Source organism: Rhizobium anhuiense bv. trifolii, from assembly GCF_024346605.1.
Classification (GTDB): domain Bacteria; phylum Pseudomonadota; class Alphaproteobacteria; order Rhizobiales; family Rhizobiaceae; genus Rhizobium; species Rhizobium anhuiense.
Genome location: NZ_CP098804.1, coordinates 223458 through 239167, shown reverse-complemented (window position 1 = coordinate 239167; position 15710 = coordinate 223458). Strand labels below are relative to the sequence as shown.

At 62.5% G+C, this 15710-nt stretch carries 16 protein-coding genes; 10 read left to right on the top strand and 6 right to left on the bottom strand.

Annotated features, from left to right (window positions below; genetic code table 11):
- Nucleotides 1–3: 3 nt before the first annotated feature.
- Nucleotides 4–1065, top strand: a complete 1062-nt coding sequence (locus NE851_RS32900) for an ABC transporter ATP-binding protein (protein ID WP_127430842.1) — start codon at nt 4–6, stop codon at nt 1063–1065.
- Between the two features lie 281 nt (nt 1066–1346).
- On the opposite strand, the gene NE851_RS32895 is transcribed toward NE851_RS32900, so the two are convergent.
- Nucleotides 1347–1820: a ProQ/FINO family protein gene (locus NE851_RS32895; RefSeq protein ID WP_063474036.1), complete on the bottom strand. Its 474-nt coding sequence runs from the start codon at nt 1818–1820 to the stop codon at nt 1347–1349.
- Between the two features lie 277 nt (nt 1821–2097).
- Here NE851_RS32895 and panC point away from each other — a divergent pair, with 277 nt between their 5' ends.
- The gene (gene panC, locus NE851_RS32890) at nt 2098–3027 is read left to right on the top strand and encodes a pantoate--beta-alanine ligase (protein ID WP_063474035.1); all 930 of its coding nucleotides are present in this window, start codon (nt 2098–2100) and stop codon (nt 3025–3027) included.
- Nucleotides 3024–3845, top strand: a complete 822-nt coding sequence (gene panB, locus NE851_RS32885) for a 3-methyl-2-oxobutanoate hydroxymethyltransferase (RefSeq protein WP_047616670.1) — start codon at nt 3024–3026, stop codon at nt 3843–3845. Before panC ends, panB begins: the two co-directional genes overlap by 4 nt.
- Nucleotides 3846–3863: 18 nt before the next feature.
- On the opposite strand, the gene NE851_RS32880 is transcribed toward panB, so the two are convergent.
- Nucleotides 3864–4778, bottom strand: coding sequence for a hydrogen peroxide-inducible genes activator (locus NE851_RS32880; protein ID WP_127430843.1), 915 nt, complete (start codon nt 4776–4778; stop codon nt 3864–3866).
- A gap of 144 nt (nt 4779–4922) precedes the next feature.
- Here NE851_RS32880 and katG point away from each other — a divergent pair, with 144 nt between their 5' ends.
- On the top strand, nt 4923–7112 hold the full coding sequence (katG, locus tag NE851_RS32875; protein ID WP_127430844.1) for a catalase/peroxidase HPI: 2190 nt from the start codon (nt 4923–4925) through the stop codon (nt 7110–7112).
- A gap of 227 nt (nt 7113–7339) precedes the next feature.
- On the opposite strand, the gene NE851_RS32870 is transcribed toward katG, so the two are convergent.
- A complete protein-coding gene (locus NE851_RS32870) occupies nt 7340–7897 on the bottom strand; it encodes a DUF3299 domain-containing protein (protein WP_047616666.1) in 558 nt (185 codons plus the stop codon).
- A gap of 291 nt (nt 7898–8188) precedes the next feature.
- On the bottom strand, nt 8189–8647 hold the full coding sequence (locus tag NE851_RS32865; protein ID WP_127430845.1) for a DUF4440 domain-containing protein: 459 nt from the start codon (nt 8645–8647) through the stop codon (nt 8189–8191).
- 144 nt (nt 8648–8791) lie between these two features.
- Here NE851_RS32865 and NE851_RS32860 point away from each other — a divergent pair, with 144 nt between their 5' ends.
- The 4 genes from NE851_RS32860 (at nt 8792) to NE851_RS32845 (ending at nt 13101) form a co-directional block, all read left to right on the top strand.
- The gene (locus NE851_RS32860) at nt 8792–9967 is read left to right on the top strand and encodes a sensor histidine kinase (RefSeq protein WP_244604815.1); all 1176 of its coding nucleotides are present in this window, start codon (nt 8792–8794) and stop codon (nt 9965–9967) included.
- The gene (locus NE851_RS32855) at nt 9964–10626 is read left to right on the top strand and encodes a response regulator (protein WP_127430846.1); all 663 of its coding nucleotides are present in this window, start codon (nt 9964–9966) and stop codon (nt 10624–10626) included. The genes NE851_RS32860 and NE851_RS32855 overlap by 4 nt, the downstream gene beginning before the upstream one ends.
- Nucleotides 10623–12563, top strand: a complete 1941-nt coding sequence (locus NE851_RS32850) for a sensor histidine kinase (protein ID WP_063474028.1) — start codon at nt 10623–10625, stop codon at nt 12561–12563. The genes NE851_RS32855 and NE851_RS32850 overlap by 4 nt, the downstream gene beginning before the upstream one ends.
- A gap of 70 nt (nt 12564–12633) precedes the next feature.
- On the top strand, nt 12634–13101 hold the full coding sequence (locus tag NE851_RS32845) for a response regulator (RefSeq protein ID WP_047616656.1): 468 nt from the start codon (nt 12634–12636) through the stop codon (nt 13099–13101).
- A gap of 158 nt (nt 13102–13259) precedes the next feature.
- Here NE851_RS32845 and NE851_RS32840 read toward each other — a convergent pair whose 3' ends face one another.
- On the bottom strand, nt 13260–13727 hold the full coding sequence (locus NE851_RS32840; RefSeq protein ID WP_063474027.1) for a nuclear transport factor 2 family protein: 468 nt from the start codon (nt 13725–13727) through the stop codon (nt 13260–13262).
- Nucleotides 13728–13864: 137 nt separating this feature from the next.
- Here NE851_RS32840 and NE851_RS32835 point away from each other — a divergent pair, with 137 nt between their 5' ends.
- Nucleotides 13865–14236 carry a winged helix-turn-helix transcriptional regulator gene (locus tag NE851_RS32835; RefSeq protein ID WP_047616653.1) on the top strand — a complete coding sequence of 124 codons (372 nt, stop codon included), beginning with the start codon at nt 13865–13867 and terminating at the stop codon, nt 14234–14236.
- 16 nt (nt 14237–14252) lie between these two features.
- Here the strand turns inward: NE851_RS32835 and NE851_RS32830 are convergent, their stop codons facing one another.
- Nucleotides 14253–15221, bottom strand: a complete 969-nt coding sequence (locus NE851_RS32830; protein ID WP_127430847.1) for a zinc-dependent alcohol dehydrogenase family protein — start codon at nt 15219–15221, stop codon at nt 14253–14255.
- A 53-nt stretch (nt 15222–15274) separates the two neighbouring features.
- Between NE851_RS32830 and NE851_RS32825 the strand changes: the two genes are divergently transcribed.
- Entirely contained in the window at nt 15275–15691 is a 417-nt protein-coding gene (locus tag NE851_RS32825) for an acyl-CoA thioesterase (protein WP_127430848.1), read from the top strand.
- Nucleotides 15692–15710 lie beyond the last annotated feature (19 nt).

Sequence of the window (15710 nt, the reverse complement as noted above, 5' to 3'; positions counted from 1 at the left end):
GTTATGGCCCATGTTTCGGTCAACAATGCGCGCAAGGACTACGGTGCGTTCAAAGCCATCAAAGGCGTATCGGTCGACATCGGCGACGGCGAGTTCGTCGTGCTGGTCGGCCCGTCGGGCTGCGGCAAATCCACGCTTCTGCGAATGATCGCAGGTCTCGAGGGCATCACTTCAGGGCAGATTCAGATCGGCAAGCATATCGTCAACGAGCTTGCGCCCAAGGATCGGGATATCGCCATGGTGTTCCAGAATTACGCGCTCTACCCGCACATGACCGTCGCGAAGAACATGGGCTTTTCGTTGCGGCTGAAACGAATGCCAAGGACGGAGATCGACCAGCGGGTCGGCAATGCCGCCAAGATCCTCGGTCTCGAGAGCCTTCTGGAAAGATATCCGAAACAGCTGTCCGGCGGCCAGAGGCAGCGGGTGGCGATGGGGCGGGCAATCGTGCGGGATCCGGCCGTCTTCCTGTTCGACGAGCCTTTGTCGAACCTCGACGCCAAACTCAGGGTGCAGATGCGCTCGGAGATCAAGGAACTGCATCAACGGCTGCAGACGACGACCATCTATGTCACCCATGATCAGATCGAAGCCATGACCATGGCCGACAAGATCGTCGTCATGAAGGATGGGCTGATCGAGCAGTCAGGCTCTCCGCTGGAATTGTACGATCGTCCGAACAACCTTTTCGTTGCCGGCTTCATCGGCTCCCCGGCGATGAATTTCATCGCGGGCAAGATGACGGAAGACGGGTTTCGAACTGCCGACGGCCTGCTGCTGCCGAGCGAGCGACGTCCGCCCGCAGCCGTGACCTACGGCATTCGTCCCGAGCATATCCAGTTGGACCCCGGCGGGATCGAGGTCACGACGGTGGTCGTCGAGCCTACGGGTTCTGAGACGCTGGTCATCGTCCGGCTGGGAACGCAGACGCTGACCTGCGTCTTCCGGGAACGGATCAGGGCGGCACCCGGCGAGGTGCTGAGGATTGCGCCGATCCACGATGCGGTTCACTTGTTCGCCGCAGACGAACAGCGGATCACGTCAGGCGAAGCCGCGCTGAACTGACCCGGCCGATTGCCCCCTCCCCTTCGGCCGGGCTTCGGTCGGGGGCGCGTTTTCCGCGCCCCCGACCCCGAATGCGCTCAAGCTGCGTCGCGATAGGTCCGCGTGTTGGCCTGCGCCCTGCCCAATTCGGTAACCCGGCAGAACGCGGCGATGGTGGAGGAAACCACAGCCGCCGGCCGCACACAGATATTATTCGCCGCGGAATACGATACTGTTCTATCGATCTCGTAGAATCGCCTTGCGCAAGAACGCGCAATGACTGCAGCCAGATATGGGGTGCTTTAGCTGACGACGTTCCTTTTGCCGAGGAGGGCCGCGCGGATCTGTTCGCTTTTGCTCAACAGGGGAGCGGGAACCGGTGCTGCCTGCTCTGGCGCGTCGGCTTTGCCGGTGATCTGTTTGAGACTCAGGAAACGTTTTTGCGCGACCAGCCGGTCTTCGGGCGACAGTGGCTCGACGGGTTCGCCGTCAAGGCCATGGCGCATGGAATCGGGCTGGGCGCTGGCGAAATAGTAGCGCCGGCAGTGGACATAGGCCGCGGTCGCCCGCCGCAGGGTCGTGACGCCGGCATCGGGCTTCAGGAGCGGACGGAACTCGTTGAAAAGACCGACGGCAAAGGGACGGATCGCATCTCCCGACTTGGCCGGAAGGACGCCGACCGGCCGGATCAACAGCATGTTGATCGCGTTTGCCTTCTCCACGTCGAGCTCGGTTGCCGCAATCGGTCCGCGGCTGATCTTCCAGGGCTTGTCCATGCGTCCTCCATGTAACGTCCATAGCGACCGACTGTGATGGTATCTTGACGGACAGGGCGAGTAACGGAAGTCGCACATCGTCGGTTCCACTGCAAGCCGGTGAGGAGCGGTATGGGAGCCCGTGTGGTGAAATGGCGTTTCCGGGGTCGATATCGCCTGCTGTCATCGGCTGCCGTTGCATCTAATCGTTTTTATCGAGAAATATGCATTGACCTGTCACATCGATTACACTTCATATCCGCGCCCAAGATGGAGTGACCGGCCGCGGGGAGGATATATGCGGGTTTTCTCGAGTATTGACGAGCTGCGCCACACGCTCGATGCACTGAAGCGGCAGGGGCGAACCGTCGGCCTCGTTCCGACGATGGGCTATCTCCATGCCGGTCATATGGAGCTCGTCGCGCGTGCGCGCGCTGAGAACGACATCGTCGTCGTCTCGATTTTCGTCAATCCACTGCAGTTCGCCCCGGCGGAAGACCTCAGCAAATATCCGCGCGATCTGGAACGCGATGCCGCCATGCTGAAACAGGCCGGCGTCAATTTCCTCTTTTCGCCTGGCGTCGAGGACATGTATCCCCGCCCGATGCTGACTGTCGTCGACGTTCCCGATCTCGGCTGCGAACTCGAGGGGGCGGTACGCCCCGGGCATTTTGCCGGCGTCGCCACTGTCGTCTGCAAGCTTTTCAACATCGTGCAGCCGCAGACCGCCTATTTCGGAGAGAAGGATTACCAGCAAGTCGTCATCATCAAGCGCATGGTGGACGATCTGGCCGTGCCGGTGCGGGTAATATCGGTGCCGACGGTCAGGGACGCCGACGGCCTCGCCTTGTCGTCGCGCAACGTCTATCTCAGCGCAGCGGAGCGGCGTGCCGCCGTAATCGTTCCTCAGACCCTCGACGAGGCGGAGCGTCTGGTCGCCGGCGGCCTTACCGATCCGGGGAAGCTCGAGGCCAAGCTCACGGCGTTTCTTAATCGCGAGCCTCTGGCAAAGCCGGAGGTCGTCGCCGTCAGGGATGCCTCGACACTGCAGCCGGTCACGTCGATTGCGGAACCCGTCGTCATCGCACTCTTCGTTCGGGTCGGCTCGACACGGCTTCTCGACAACAGGGTTATCGGTGACAACAGGATTGCCGGGGGCAACAGGGTCGCCGGGGGCAACCGCATTATCGGCGGGCGGAGCTTGCCGGGAAAGGGAGTGGCCAGATGAGCGCCGCCGGAATTCAGAAGCGCCTTACGCCAGCCCGAATCTTGGCGATGAAGGGCGGCAAGCCGATCGTCTGCCTGACCGCCTATACGACGCCGATGGCGCGGCTGCTCGATGAGCATTGCGATCTCCTGCTGGTCGGGGATTCACTCGGCATGGTGCTCTACGGCATGGAGACCACCATCGGCGTCACGCTCGACATGATGATCGCGCACGGCAAGGCGGTGATGCGCGGCGTCGGCAAGGCCTGCGTCGTCGTCGACATGCCGTTCGGCAGTTATCAGGAATCGAAGGAGGTCGCCTTCCGCAATGCCGTCCGAATCCTGCAGGAAACCGGCTGCGATGCCGTCAAGCTGGAGGGCGGCGAGGAGATGGCCGAGACCATCGCCTTTCTGACGAAGCGGGGTGTCCCGGTCATGGGGCATATCGGTCTGATGCCGCAGCAGGTCCAGACCGCAGGTGGCTATCGTTCCGTCGGCCATTCCGAACACGAGACGTCGAAGATCCGGCGCGACGCACACGCCATCGGCGGCTCGGGCGCCTTTGCAGTCGTCATCGAGGGCACGGTTGAGCCGCTCGCCCGCGAGGTAACGGCCGCCATGCACATACCGAGCATCGGTATCGGCGCCTCTTCGGCCTGCGACGGCCAGGTTCTGGTCTCCGACGACATTCTCGGGCTCTTCAACGATTTCACCCCGCGTTTCGTCAAGCGCTACGACGAACTGGGCAAGAGGATCGCGGCGGCCGCCGCTGCTTATGCGGACGAGGTCCGGTCGCGACAGTTTCCGGCAGCCGAGCATACATTCAAGCGGCGGCCCTGAAGCGAGCCGCCCGGCCCATCACCGGACGATAGACTGTTGGCGCATCGTCTCGGCCGACCGGCGGACCGCCTCGGAAACCTGCAGCAGCTGTTTGGCCATCGGTGTCGAATTGCGCCAGACCATACCAATCGTGCGCGACGGCTGCGGAGACGGGAATCGGGAAATCGACACACGCGCCGAGCGTGTTTCCACCGGAACGGCCATCTCCGGAATCAAGGTGATGCCGATGCCGGCACTGACCATCTGCACCAGAGTGGAGAGCGAACTGCCTTCCATGACTTCGCGGGGCCGAGCCGGCCCTATCTTGCAGAAAGACAGGGCCTGATCGCGGAAACAGTGGCCTTCCTCGAGCAGCAGCAACCGCATTTCGCGCAGCACCTCGCGTTCCGGCACAGGTTTGCCCTCGTCCTCATGTCGCCTGACCAGCACGAACTCTTCCTTGAAGAGCTCGAGTTCCGTGAGGGAGGGTTCCGACACCGGCAGCGCAACGATCGCCATATCCAGCTGACCGTGCGCCAGTTCCTGAACCAGCTTCGCCGTCTGCGTCTCGCGCACCTCGATCTGGATGCCGGCGAAGGTCCTGTTCAGGTCGTTGATGATGACAGGCAGCAGATAAGGTGCGATCGTCGGTATGATGCCGATGCGCAGCCGCGTCAGGAAGGAATTGCGCGAGGCGCGCGCCAGCTCCCCAAGCTCGTCGACGGCGCGCAGGATATCGCGGACCCGCAGCGCGAAGGTCTGGCCGAACGGAGTGAGCTTCACCTCGCGCGCACTGCGCTCGAAGAGCTCGTTGCCCAACTCTTGCTCAAGTTCTTTGATCTGCATTGAGAGCGCAGGCTGGGAGATGGCACAGGCGTCGGCAGCACGTCGGAAGCGGCCATCCCTTGCCAGGGCTTCAAAATAACGCAGCTGTTTCAGGGTAAGATTCTTCATAAGCTCAGCTTATCGCAACGATCAGTAAATCCAACTTAAAATTATTAAACGCTTCCGATATGAAGACTGCAGGGGAGAGAGCGGGCGCCGGCTCGGCTCATCTTTTTCGACGGGCAGACAAATTAAGCAATGAAGGAGACGATCATGGACAACCCCACTGACAGCGCAGGCAAATGTCCTGTTGCACATACGCATAAGGCTCCGACTGCCAGGACGAATCGTGACTGGTGGCCGAACCAGCTGAATGTTCAGATTCTTCATCACAATTCCGGCCGCGCCGATCCGTTGGGCCAGGCCTTCGATTATGCCGAAGAGTTCAAGAAGCTCGATCTCGACGGCCTGAAGAAGGATCTTCAGGCACTGATGACGGATTCGCAGGACTGGTGGCCGGCTGATTTCGGTCATTACGGCGGTCTTTTCATCCGCATGGCCTGGCACAGCGCCGGCACCTACCGCATCACCGACGGCCGCGGTGGCGCCGGCCAGGGCCAGCAGCGTTTCGCGCCGCTCAACAGCTGGCCTGATAATGCCAACCTCGACAAGGCCCGCCGCCTGCTCTGGCCAATCAAGCAGAAATACGGCAACCGCATCTCCTGGGCCGACCTGCTGATCCTCACCGGCAATGTCGCGCTCGAATCCATGGGCTTCAAGACCTTCGGTTTCGCCGGCGGCCGCGCCGACGTCTGGGAGCCGGAAGAACTCTACTGGGGTCCTGAAGGCACCTGGCTCGGCGACGAACGCTACAGTGGCGAGCGCGAGCTGGCCGAACCGCTCGGCGCCGTGCAGATGGGCCTCATCTATGTCAACCCCGAAGGCCCGGGCGGCAATTCCGATCCGCTGTCTTCCGCCCGCGACATCCGCGAAACCTTCGCCCGCATGGCGATGAACGACGAAGAGACCGTGGCGCTGATCGCCGGCGGCCACACCTTCGGCAAGACGCATGGCGCCGGCGACCCGTCCCTGATCGGCCCCGAGCCGGAAGGCGGCGCGATCGAGGATCAGGGCCTCGGCTGGAAGAGCTCGTTCGGCACCGGTGTCGGCAAGGATGCCATCACCGCCGGCCTCGAAGTCACCTGGTCGCAGACGCCAACCAAGTGGAGCAACTACTTCTTCGAAAACCTCTTCGCCTTCGAATGGGAACTGACGACGAGCCCGGCCGGCGCGAAGCAGTGGCAGGCCAAGAACGCCGAAGCCTCCATTCCGGATGCCTACGACGCCTCGAAGAGGCACCTGCCGACCATGCTGACGAGCGATCTGGCACTGCGTTTCGATCCGGCCTACGAGAAGATCTCGCGCCGCTTCCTCGAGAATCCAGACCAGTTTGCCGACGCTTTCGCCCGCGCCTGGTTCAAGCTGACCCATCGCGACATGGGACCGAAGGTACGCTATCTCGGCCCGGAAGTTCCGGCCGAAGACCTGATCTGGCAGGATGTGATCCCGGCCGTCGACCATCCGCTCGTCGACGACAAGGACATTGCCGACCTCAAGGAAAAGGTTCTCGCCACCGGCCTCACCGTGCAGGAACTGGTCTCGACCGCCTGGGCGTCAGCCTCGACCTTCCGCGGCTCCGACAAGCGCGGCGGCGCCAATGGCGCACGCATCCGCCTTGCCCCGCAGAAGGACTGGGACGCCAACCAGCCGGCGCAGCTCGCCAAGGTGCTCGGCGTTCTCGAAGGCATCCAGAAGGACTTCAACGCCGCCCAGACCGGGGCTAAGAAGATCTCGCTCGCCGACCTGATCGTTCTCGCCGGTGCAGCAGGTGTCGAGAAGGCGGCAGCGGCCGGCGGCAACGCCGTCAGCGTGCCCTTCACGCCGGGCCGCATGGATGCCTCCGAAGCCCAGACCGACGCGCATTCCTTCGCAGCGCTCGAGCCGCGTATCGACGGCTTCCGCAACTACGTGAACGACAAGCGCCATCAGTTCATGAAGCCGGAAGAAGCACTCGTCGACCGCGCCCAGCTCCTGACGCTGACCGGACCTGAGATGACCGTCCTCGTCGGCGGTCTGCGCGTCCTGAAGGCAGGCAGCCCCGAGCACGGCGTCTTCACCTCGCGTCCCGAGACGCTGACGAACGACTTCTTCGTCAACCTGCTCGACATGGGCACGCAGTGGGTTCCCCTCGCCGGCAAGGAAGGCGTCTATGAAGGCCGCGACCGCAAGACCGGCGCTGCCAAGTGGACCGGCACCCGCGTCGACCTGATCTTCGGCTCGCACTCGCAGCTTCGCGCCTTCGCCGAAGTCTACGGCCAGGCCGACGCCAAGGGGAAGTTCGTCAAGGACTTCGTCGCCGCTTGGACCAAGGTCATGAATGCCGACCGCTTCGACCACGTCTGATCGGTAGCATTTTGCCCGGGCGCAGTTTCGGCTGCGCCCGGGCATTTCTCTTTTGGGTCGGTTTGCGCTTCCACTGCAACCCTTCTTCTCCCTCACCTCTGTGCTCGGGCTCGACCCGAGTGATGTCACGGAGATCCAGTGCGCCCAAGTCCTTGGGCGCGCGAGACGTCCTTGCTTTGATTGGAGTCATTCACCGCGCAGACGCGGGGTGGCACCACATGTGCGTTTTAGCGAGGCAGAATGCCGAAAGGCGAAAGTGACAGCAGATCGGGATCGGTCGTGGCCGTCGCCGTCGCTACCTCGGCATGGTTCATGCTATAGCCGTAGGTGAGAATGCGGTTGCCGTCGATCATGAAGAATTGCGCCTCATCCAGGCCGGGCTGCAGGGCACCCGTCACGGTGACGGTCTCGTACATTCTTGTAAGGTGCAAAGGCGCTTGCGGAACGACGCGAACCAGTTGGTTGGGCGGAGGGGAAGGCATGTGGCTGCAGGCTCCGGCCCAAGGCACCAGCATGAATTCGTAGACAAGATCGCCATCCTGGTCGATCGGCAGAACGAAGCCCGTCAATTCGATCGGATGTTCCTCGCCATGCCAGGCGAGTGTTTCGCCCTGCGGACCGCTCACCGGCTTACCCGACAGCGGCACCGTCGCCTTGGGCTGATCGGCCGGCCGTAAAGCGCTCCAGAAGATAGGCTGCGCAGCAGCGAAGGCGTCAGAAATCGGCCATGCGGAACAAAATGCGAGCGCCGCGAACGTCAGGAGGAAAGGTCTGTGTTTCATCATTGCATCTCCACCGCCGGCCGCTTTGACCACCTTGCCGCTGCCGCGTGGATGCTACTCCCGATCCCGCTTAGCCGTCAAAGCTTCGGGCGCGGATTACTCAGGCTTTGCAAGGAATAAGGAGAGGGCGTGCCGTGGCCACCCTCCGCCGTTTCGTCGCACTGCGATGCCAATTGTTTTGGGGAAACTGGTGCGTCCGGCCGATCTCACACCTGTGGGGGAGATGACCGGCAGGCCAGGCTCAGGAGACCCCGCATGGGGTATCTCCCTGCCGGACCGGCAAGCCATGAGGCCTTACTTCTCCGGCATCATCGAGGAGTGGTGCGAGGTGATCAGCCAGTTCCCGCCCTTGAACTCATAGGTATAGGTGTAGCGGGCGGGAACCTTCGAGCCGTCCTTCATGGTGAAGGTGTAGGTGCCGAGGTCGACGGCCCAGTTGCAACCGATCTTGATGTCGCGACTGTCGACATGGCCCTTGGGCTCATTCGCCAGGAAGTGTTCGAAATAATCGATCCGTTCGCCCTGGGTCAGACGAGGTTTGTTCGACAGCGTCGCGAGAAGCACGGAATCTTCGCTGTAGTTCTTGGCGACCTCCTGAGGGCTCAGCGTCGCAAGCGAGGTATTCCAGCGATCGAAGAGCTTGGCGATTTCCGCCTCGCTTGTCGGCGCACAGGCTGCGGTTTCGGCAGCCGCCGCGGCCGACTGGACCTGAACGAAACCGAGAACGAGAGCGGCAGCAATGATGGTACGCATTTTGACTTTCCTATGTGGCGGTTCCGGCGGACATCGCATCGGTCAACCGCATGACCAGCAATTTAAGTATCCTGAGCTGCCGCCTCATCTGCCGGGTGGCTTCGATCCGATCTGCCGAACGGCATAGATGACATTCCCGCCGGAATGACTATCGTGCCGGCGTCATTCATCTTCGGAGCAGTCCTGTTGGGCATGGAGCACGATACAAGTCCGACGCATTCGCCAAACGTTGCGGAACTGCGAGCCCTTTACCGGGCGGCGGAAGCGCGAGCGGCACGTCTGCGTTTCATCATCGAAGTGCAGAACCTGCTCGATGCCGCGGCATTCGAAACGGCTGCCCGGGACGTTCTGTCCCGGCTTGCCGACTTCGCAGGAGCATCGCTCGCCAGGCTCATTTTCCCGTCATTGCAGGGAGAGGCGCCCGTGCAGCTGACGGTGGGTAAGTCGACGAGCCCGGTAAGCGACACCATCCTGTTTGCCTCTCAGGACGGCTCCGATCTCTGTTTGACGATCTTCGGCTCGTCGAAAGCGCGCGCCATCGATGCCGACGACCGGCAGACATTGGAGGTGGTGGCCGGGCAGCTCGCCGACGCCTACAATCTCAATCGGCAGGCAGCGGAAAATCAGGCGCTTCTCGGCGATCTCCAGCGGCAGCGAAGTGAACTCGCGGCCCTTGTCGCCCAGTTGATCCAGGCGCAGGAACAGGAGCGGCAGCGCGTGGCGCTCGATCTTCACGACGGCTCGGCGCAACTGGCCACCGGCCTCAGCTACCGCCTGCAAGACCTTGCGGCCCGCATCGGCGAGGCGCATGCCCTGAAGCCCGAGATCGACCAACTCGCTGCATTGGCGCGCCATTCCGTTGCCGATCTCAGGGCTGCTATCGCCGATCTTCGCCCGCCCGAACTCGATGATCTCGGTGTCGCCGCGGCGCTGCGCACGCGTCTCGATGCGATCGACGGTCTCGAAGTGATCGCCGACCTCGATGCCGCCTCCGATCGCTGGCCGACATCGACCGGCATCATCTTCTACCGCGTCGCGCAGGAAGCGATCACCAATGTGATCAAGCACGCCGAGGCAAGGCGGCTAGTCGTGCGTCTCTTCGAGGACGGCATGGGCGAAGCGCATCTCGAAGTGATCGACGATGGCAAAGGCATCGGCGAATTGCGCCATCCCCAGATGCGGGGCGGGCGGCTCGGCATCGTCGGCATGCGTGAACGGCTGGCGCTGCTCGGCGGCCGCATCGAGATCGGGGCCGGATCTTCGGGCGGCACGCATCTCCGCGCCGCAGCCCCCCTTATGCAGGAGACGCCATCAGAATGACGGCATCGATCCTTGTCGCCGATGATCATGACATCGCCCGCGCCGGCCTTATCGCCATGATCGGCGGCCAGGACGATTTCCATGTCGCCTGGGACGTGCGCGACGGCGTCGAGGCGGTGGAGACCGCAGCTCAGCACAAGCCGGATCTGGCACTCCTCGACATCCGCATGCCGCGCATGGACGGCCTCGCCGCAACGAGGGAGATCCGGCGCGTGTCGCCAGGCACACGCGTCATGATCATCACGATGCATGACAGCCTGGATTATCTGGAAGCGGCGATCGAAGTCGGCGCCACCGGTTATCTGCTCAAGGATGCCAGCCGGGAAGACATTCTCCGCACGATCCGGTGTGTCCTTCAGGGGGACGCCTTCTTCGACGGTCCGCTCGTCGCCAAGCTGCTGCGCCGCGCTGCCACCAAGCCGCAGACCAACAGCAGCGCTTTGGAGACGCTGACGATCCGGGAGCGCGAAGTCCTGTCGAAAGTGGCCGAAGGCCTGACCAACAAGGAAATCGCCAGGGCGCTGAAGATCTCGCCCGGCACCGTGAAGATCCACGTCGAGCGCATCATCGGCAAGCTGGATGCCGGGGACCGGACGCAGGCCGCGGTCATGGCCGTGCGCGGCGGGCTCGTCGCAACATCCCGGGAAGAGCAGCCATGACCGCCACGCGCCGGCGGGCGTTGCGTTTCGCCGACCTTCCGCTCAGAGCAAAGGGCATCGTCATCATCACGGTGCCGTTGGCGCTGCTGCTGGCGGCGCTGGCCTCGGTCTTCGTGGCCGACCGGCAAAGCCGGATTGCCGAGGATCAGGTGCGGGTGACGCTGGAGATCCAATCGGGCATTCAGGAGATCCACGCCTCGATCGCCGAAGCCGCCACCGCGATGCGCGGTTATCTGCTGACCGGCAGAAGTGATTTTCTCGATCCTTTCGACCGCGCCGAGGATAGGCTGCCCGTCGTGCTCGACGAGGTCGGCGGCCGATTGCGGGATGGGGAGCAAAAGATGCGCCTCGACCGCATCCGCGCCCTGGTCGACGCGAAAGTCGACCGTCTCCAACTCCTGAAACAGGCCGATACCCTGCGCGCCGGCGGACGCGAGGACCTTGCGGCCAAGCTCATCGAGGGCAAGCAGGTCCTCGATGAGCTGAGACAGGAGATCGACGCGATGAGCCGGCGGGAGGCGGATCTGCTTCACTCGAGAACCGAGGCCGCGGACCGGGTTCGCACTCTGTCGCGAAGCCTGATGATCGCCGCCGGCTTTCTTGGTTTTGCCGGCGCGCTCGTCGCCGTCTTCCTGTTTTCGGCAAGCATCGTGCGCCGTGTGCATGCGCTGAAAGCCGAGGCGCATCGGCTGTCGCAAGGCGAGGTCGTGACGGTGGCGGACCCCTTCCGCGATGAACTGGGGAGCCTCGGACAGGCGCTCGAAGATGCGAGCGTCCTTCTGAAAAGACGCGAGGCCGATCTGACCGAGAGCGAGGAGCGCTTCCGGCAACTGGTCGAAGGCGTCAGCGACTACGGCATCTTCGGGCTCGATACGACAGGGCGGGTCGTGAGCTGGAATGCCGGCGCCGAGCGGATCACCGGTTATGGCGCCGAGGAGATCGTCGGTCAGCATTTTTCCCGCTTCTATCCCACCGAAACCAGAGATAGTTTTCCGGCAGAAGAGCTTGCCAAAGCGACCCGTCATGGGCGCACCGAAGCGGAAGGCTGGCGCGTGCGCAAGGACGGGTCACAATTCTGGTCGCACGTCGTCGTGACCGCACTCCATGACGAGGCGGGCCGGTTGCGTGGCTTTTCCAAGATCACGCGTGACATTACCGAGCGCAAGCAAATCGAAGAGGCCCTGCTTGCCGCCCGCGAGGATGCGATCCGCGCGAGCAATGCCAAGAGCGAATTCCTGTCGCGCATGAGCCACGAGCTGCGCACGCCGCTGAACTCCGTGCTCGGTTTCGCGCAGCTTCTGGAAATGGACGTCACCGATACCGAGTCCAAAGAGAGCGTCGCGCAGATCTTGAGGGCCGGCCGACATTTGCTCAGCCTGATCGACGAGGTTCTCGACATGGCGAGGATCGAGGCCGGGCGCATGGATCTCGCGGTCGAAGCACAGTCCGTCGCCGAGGTGATCGACGAAGCCGTGTCGCTTGCAAGACCGCTCTGCGGCAAGCAGCAGATCACGATCGAGGTCGTCGAGCCGGCCGAGCCGGATCTTTCGGTGCTCGCCGACCGACGGCGGCTGCTGCAGGTGTTCCTCAACCTTCTCTCCAATGCGGTGAAATACAATCGTCCCCAGGGAAGCGTAACCGTCAGCCACCGCGCGATGGATGGCGGCTATATCCGCATCGAGGTCAGCGATACCGGCCCCGGCATTCCGGCCGAACGGGTCTCCCGGCTGTTCACCCCGTTCGATCGGCTGGGAGCCGAACGGATCAGCCAGGAGGGAACCGGTCTCGGGCTGGCGCTGTCGAAACATCTGACGGATGCCATGGGCGGAACGCTCGGCTTCAGCAACCGGGAAGGCGGCGCCACGTTCCATATCGATCTGCCGCGCGTGCCGGCGTCGGTAGAGGCAAGGCAGGCTGCGATGCGAAGCCCACCTTAATGGCATCGCCTTTGATTTGGCCGCGCCGCTTGATATCAGTTCGGCATCGCTTCAACGAAATATTGGGTCCATGACAGATTCCACCGATATCGTGCGAGGATCGACGATCCTGATCGTCGACGACGAGCCCGCCAATGTCTCGCTGCTGGAGCGCATCCTCAAGCGCGAAGGCTTTACCGCGCTGATCAGCACCACCGAACCGCGCGAGGCCTTGCGGCTTTTCCGCGAACATCCTGTCGATCTCGTTCTTCTCGATCTGATGATGCCCGATCTCGACGGCTTCGCCCTGCTGGAGACCTTTGCGAGGCTCATTCCCGAAAACAGCTATCTGCCGATCCTGGTGCTCACTGCGGATGCGACCCTGCCGACGCGCAGACGGGCGCTTTCGCTCGGTGCGAAGGATTTTCTGACGAAGCCCTTCGATGCGATCGAGGCGGTGCTGCGCATCTTCAACCTTCTCGAAACACGTATCCTGACACTGGAACTCGCCAAACACGGACTGGCGACGCCGAAATCGGAGCGTCCGCGGATTGATTGATCGGAATCGATTGATGGTGCCAGTTATCTTGGCGTATGGGCGTCAGGCCATTGGCGAATGTTGACCCAGCAGCGCAGCGGAAATCGGCAGCAATGAAACGGCTGAACCAGGCGCGTGGCGCCAATGACGGGGCCGGCCGCAAGCCGGCCCCCTAGAATTCAGAACATCGTGTTCTTGTTGGCAGCCTCGCTCGGAACCGCCTGGATCACGTCCCAGTGCTCGACGATCTTGCTGTCCTTGACGCGGAAAATATCGACGATGGCCTGGCCGCGGTCGTCGGCGCCGTTCGTCGCATGCACATGCAGCCAGACGAGATCGCCATCGGCGGCGCTGCGGACGATCTCCGCCTTCGATTGGGCATTGTCCTTGAAGAAGCCGGAGAAGAAGGAAATCAAAGGTTTCTTGCCGTCGGGAACCTGCGGATTGTGCTGCCGGTAGTCGTCGGCGACGACCGAGGCGGCTTCCAGATCGTGCTTGTTGAAGAAGCGGTCGTAGAACTCCACCACCAGCTTCCGGTTGGCTTCCTCGACCTTCAAATCCCGCGAGGCCGATTCAGCAAAAGCGCCGGCCGGCGCGGCGACGCCCGCCAGAATGACGAGTGCGAAAAGCAATTTCCCGAGTGTCATGTATCAAGCTCCTTGGTATGGATCGGCGATCTGGTCTAGAAAGCAGACTATGAGAACTGGTCTATGAAACCTCGACATGTCGAGCAAGGAGGCAGGTTTTGGTGGCAAGGTCAGCCGATAGTGACCGAGGAGGCAGCATGCCCAGGGAAACGGACGAGCCGAAACAGCGGCCTGGGGCGGGATGCCCGATCAGAGGCGTGCTCGATCGTATCGGCGATCAATGGAGCCTGCTCACCCTCGAGGCGTTGGAAGACGAGAAGAAGCGTTTCAACCAGCTGCTGCGTGAGATCGGGGACATCTCGAAACAGATGCTCTCCAAGACGTTGAGGCATCTGGAGCAGGACGGCTTCATCAGGCGCACCGTCTATCCGGAGGTGCCGCCGCGCGTGGAATATGAGCTGACGGAGCTGGGGCAATCCTTTCTCATCCCCATGAAAGCCCTGATCGGATGGGCTGAGCAGAACCACACGGCAATCAAGAGCGCGCGGCAGCGATACGAAACCCCTTAGCGGGGAAATCCTCCTGTCAGGCGAGCAGAACCTTTCCGCCGGTCCGGAACGGAAGGGCGGATTGCAGCGCCTGGCCGACCTTTTCCAGAGGAAACACCTCCCGCACCTCGGTCGCGATGACCTTCGAGGCGATCTGCGCCGCGATCTCGGAATAGGCGCGCTGGACCTCGCTCATCGCTTCGGAATGGACCCATTCCCGCAGATGGCAATAGGAAAAGGCGATATCGGGATGGGAGGCCCAGAAGGATGCCGGAATGCTCTGACCCGAAAGCAGGCCGTAGTGCACGAAATGTCCGCCCGGCTTCAGCGCATCGGCGAGAACGGAGGCGCGCGCACCGCCGACGCAATCGAGCACCGCGTCGAGCCCGTGCCGGCCGGCGAGGCCGGCGGCGAGGTCGCTGTCCGCCCTGTCGACGATGACCGTCTCGAGGCGGCCGCGCAGACGCGCGAGCGAGGCTTCGTTGCGGACGATGGCGATAGGCGTGACGCCCACGGCATTGGCGAGCCCGATCAATACCGATCCGATCGAAGAGGCGGCGGCATTGATGGCGATGCGCATGCCGGATCTCAGGCCGATCTTATTGTGCAGCATCAGCCAGGCCGTCATCGGGTTGACGTAGCTGGTCGCCGCCTCGAAGTCGGTGAGCTCATCCGGAACGCGAAGGCACCAGCCGGAATCGGTATCCTTGAACTCCTGCCATCCGCCGGCGCTGCGCACCGGCAGCACACGTGTTCCCGGTGAAAGCCCATGAACCTCCTCGCCGCACTGTTCGACCACCCCGAACGCCTCGAAGCCCGGAATGAAGGGCAAGGTCGTGCGCCCGGCATAGGCGCCTGAGATGGTGATGATATCGGAGGGATTGATCGACCGCGCCAGCAGGCGCACCCGGACCTGGTCGCGCCGCAGCGGCGCCAGTGCTACCCGCTCGAGCTCGACGACCTCCTGAGCCGGCCCGAATTTTCGCACGACCGCCTGATATTGCATTGCATCCCCCACACACTCCCGGTTAGATCACGCCTTCGAATTTGGGTGATCGAATGAGTGTTGACGACAGGCCTTTAGCATCCTTCCGGGTCTCGATGCGAGACATCGACATTTATGGCCATGTCCACAACTCCGTCTATCTCGATTATTGCGAGGATGCGGTCGTCGAGTTCCTGCGGCACCGGCAAATTCTCAGCCATTTCCGCCATACCTCCTCCGGCGTTGCCTATCACGTGAAGAAGGCGGAGATCACCTTCCACAGCCCGATCGACGTCGATGACGTCGTCGAAGCGAAGGTCAGCATCGAGAAAATCGGGCGATCGAGCCTCTCATTTGCAATCGAACTCTTTCGCCAGCGCGACGGCGCCCATTGCGCATCGGCTGGCCTCGTCTGGGTATGCGTCAGTCTTTCCGACAGCCGCCCGACACCAATACCGGACGCGACCAAAACCGCTTTGTCTCTGGGTTAGTCGCCGATCAATCAAGCCC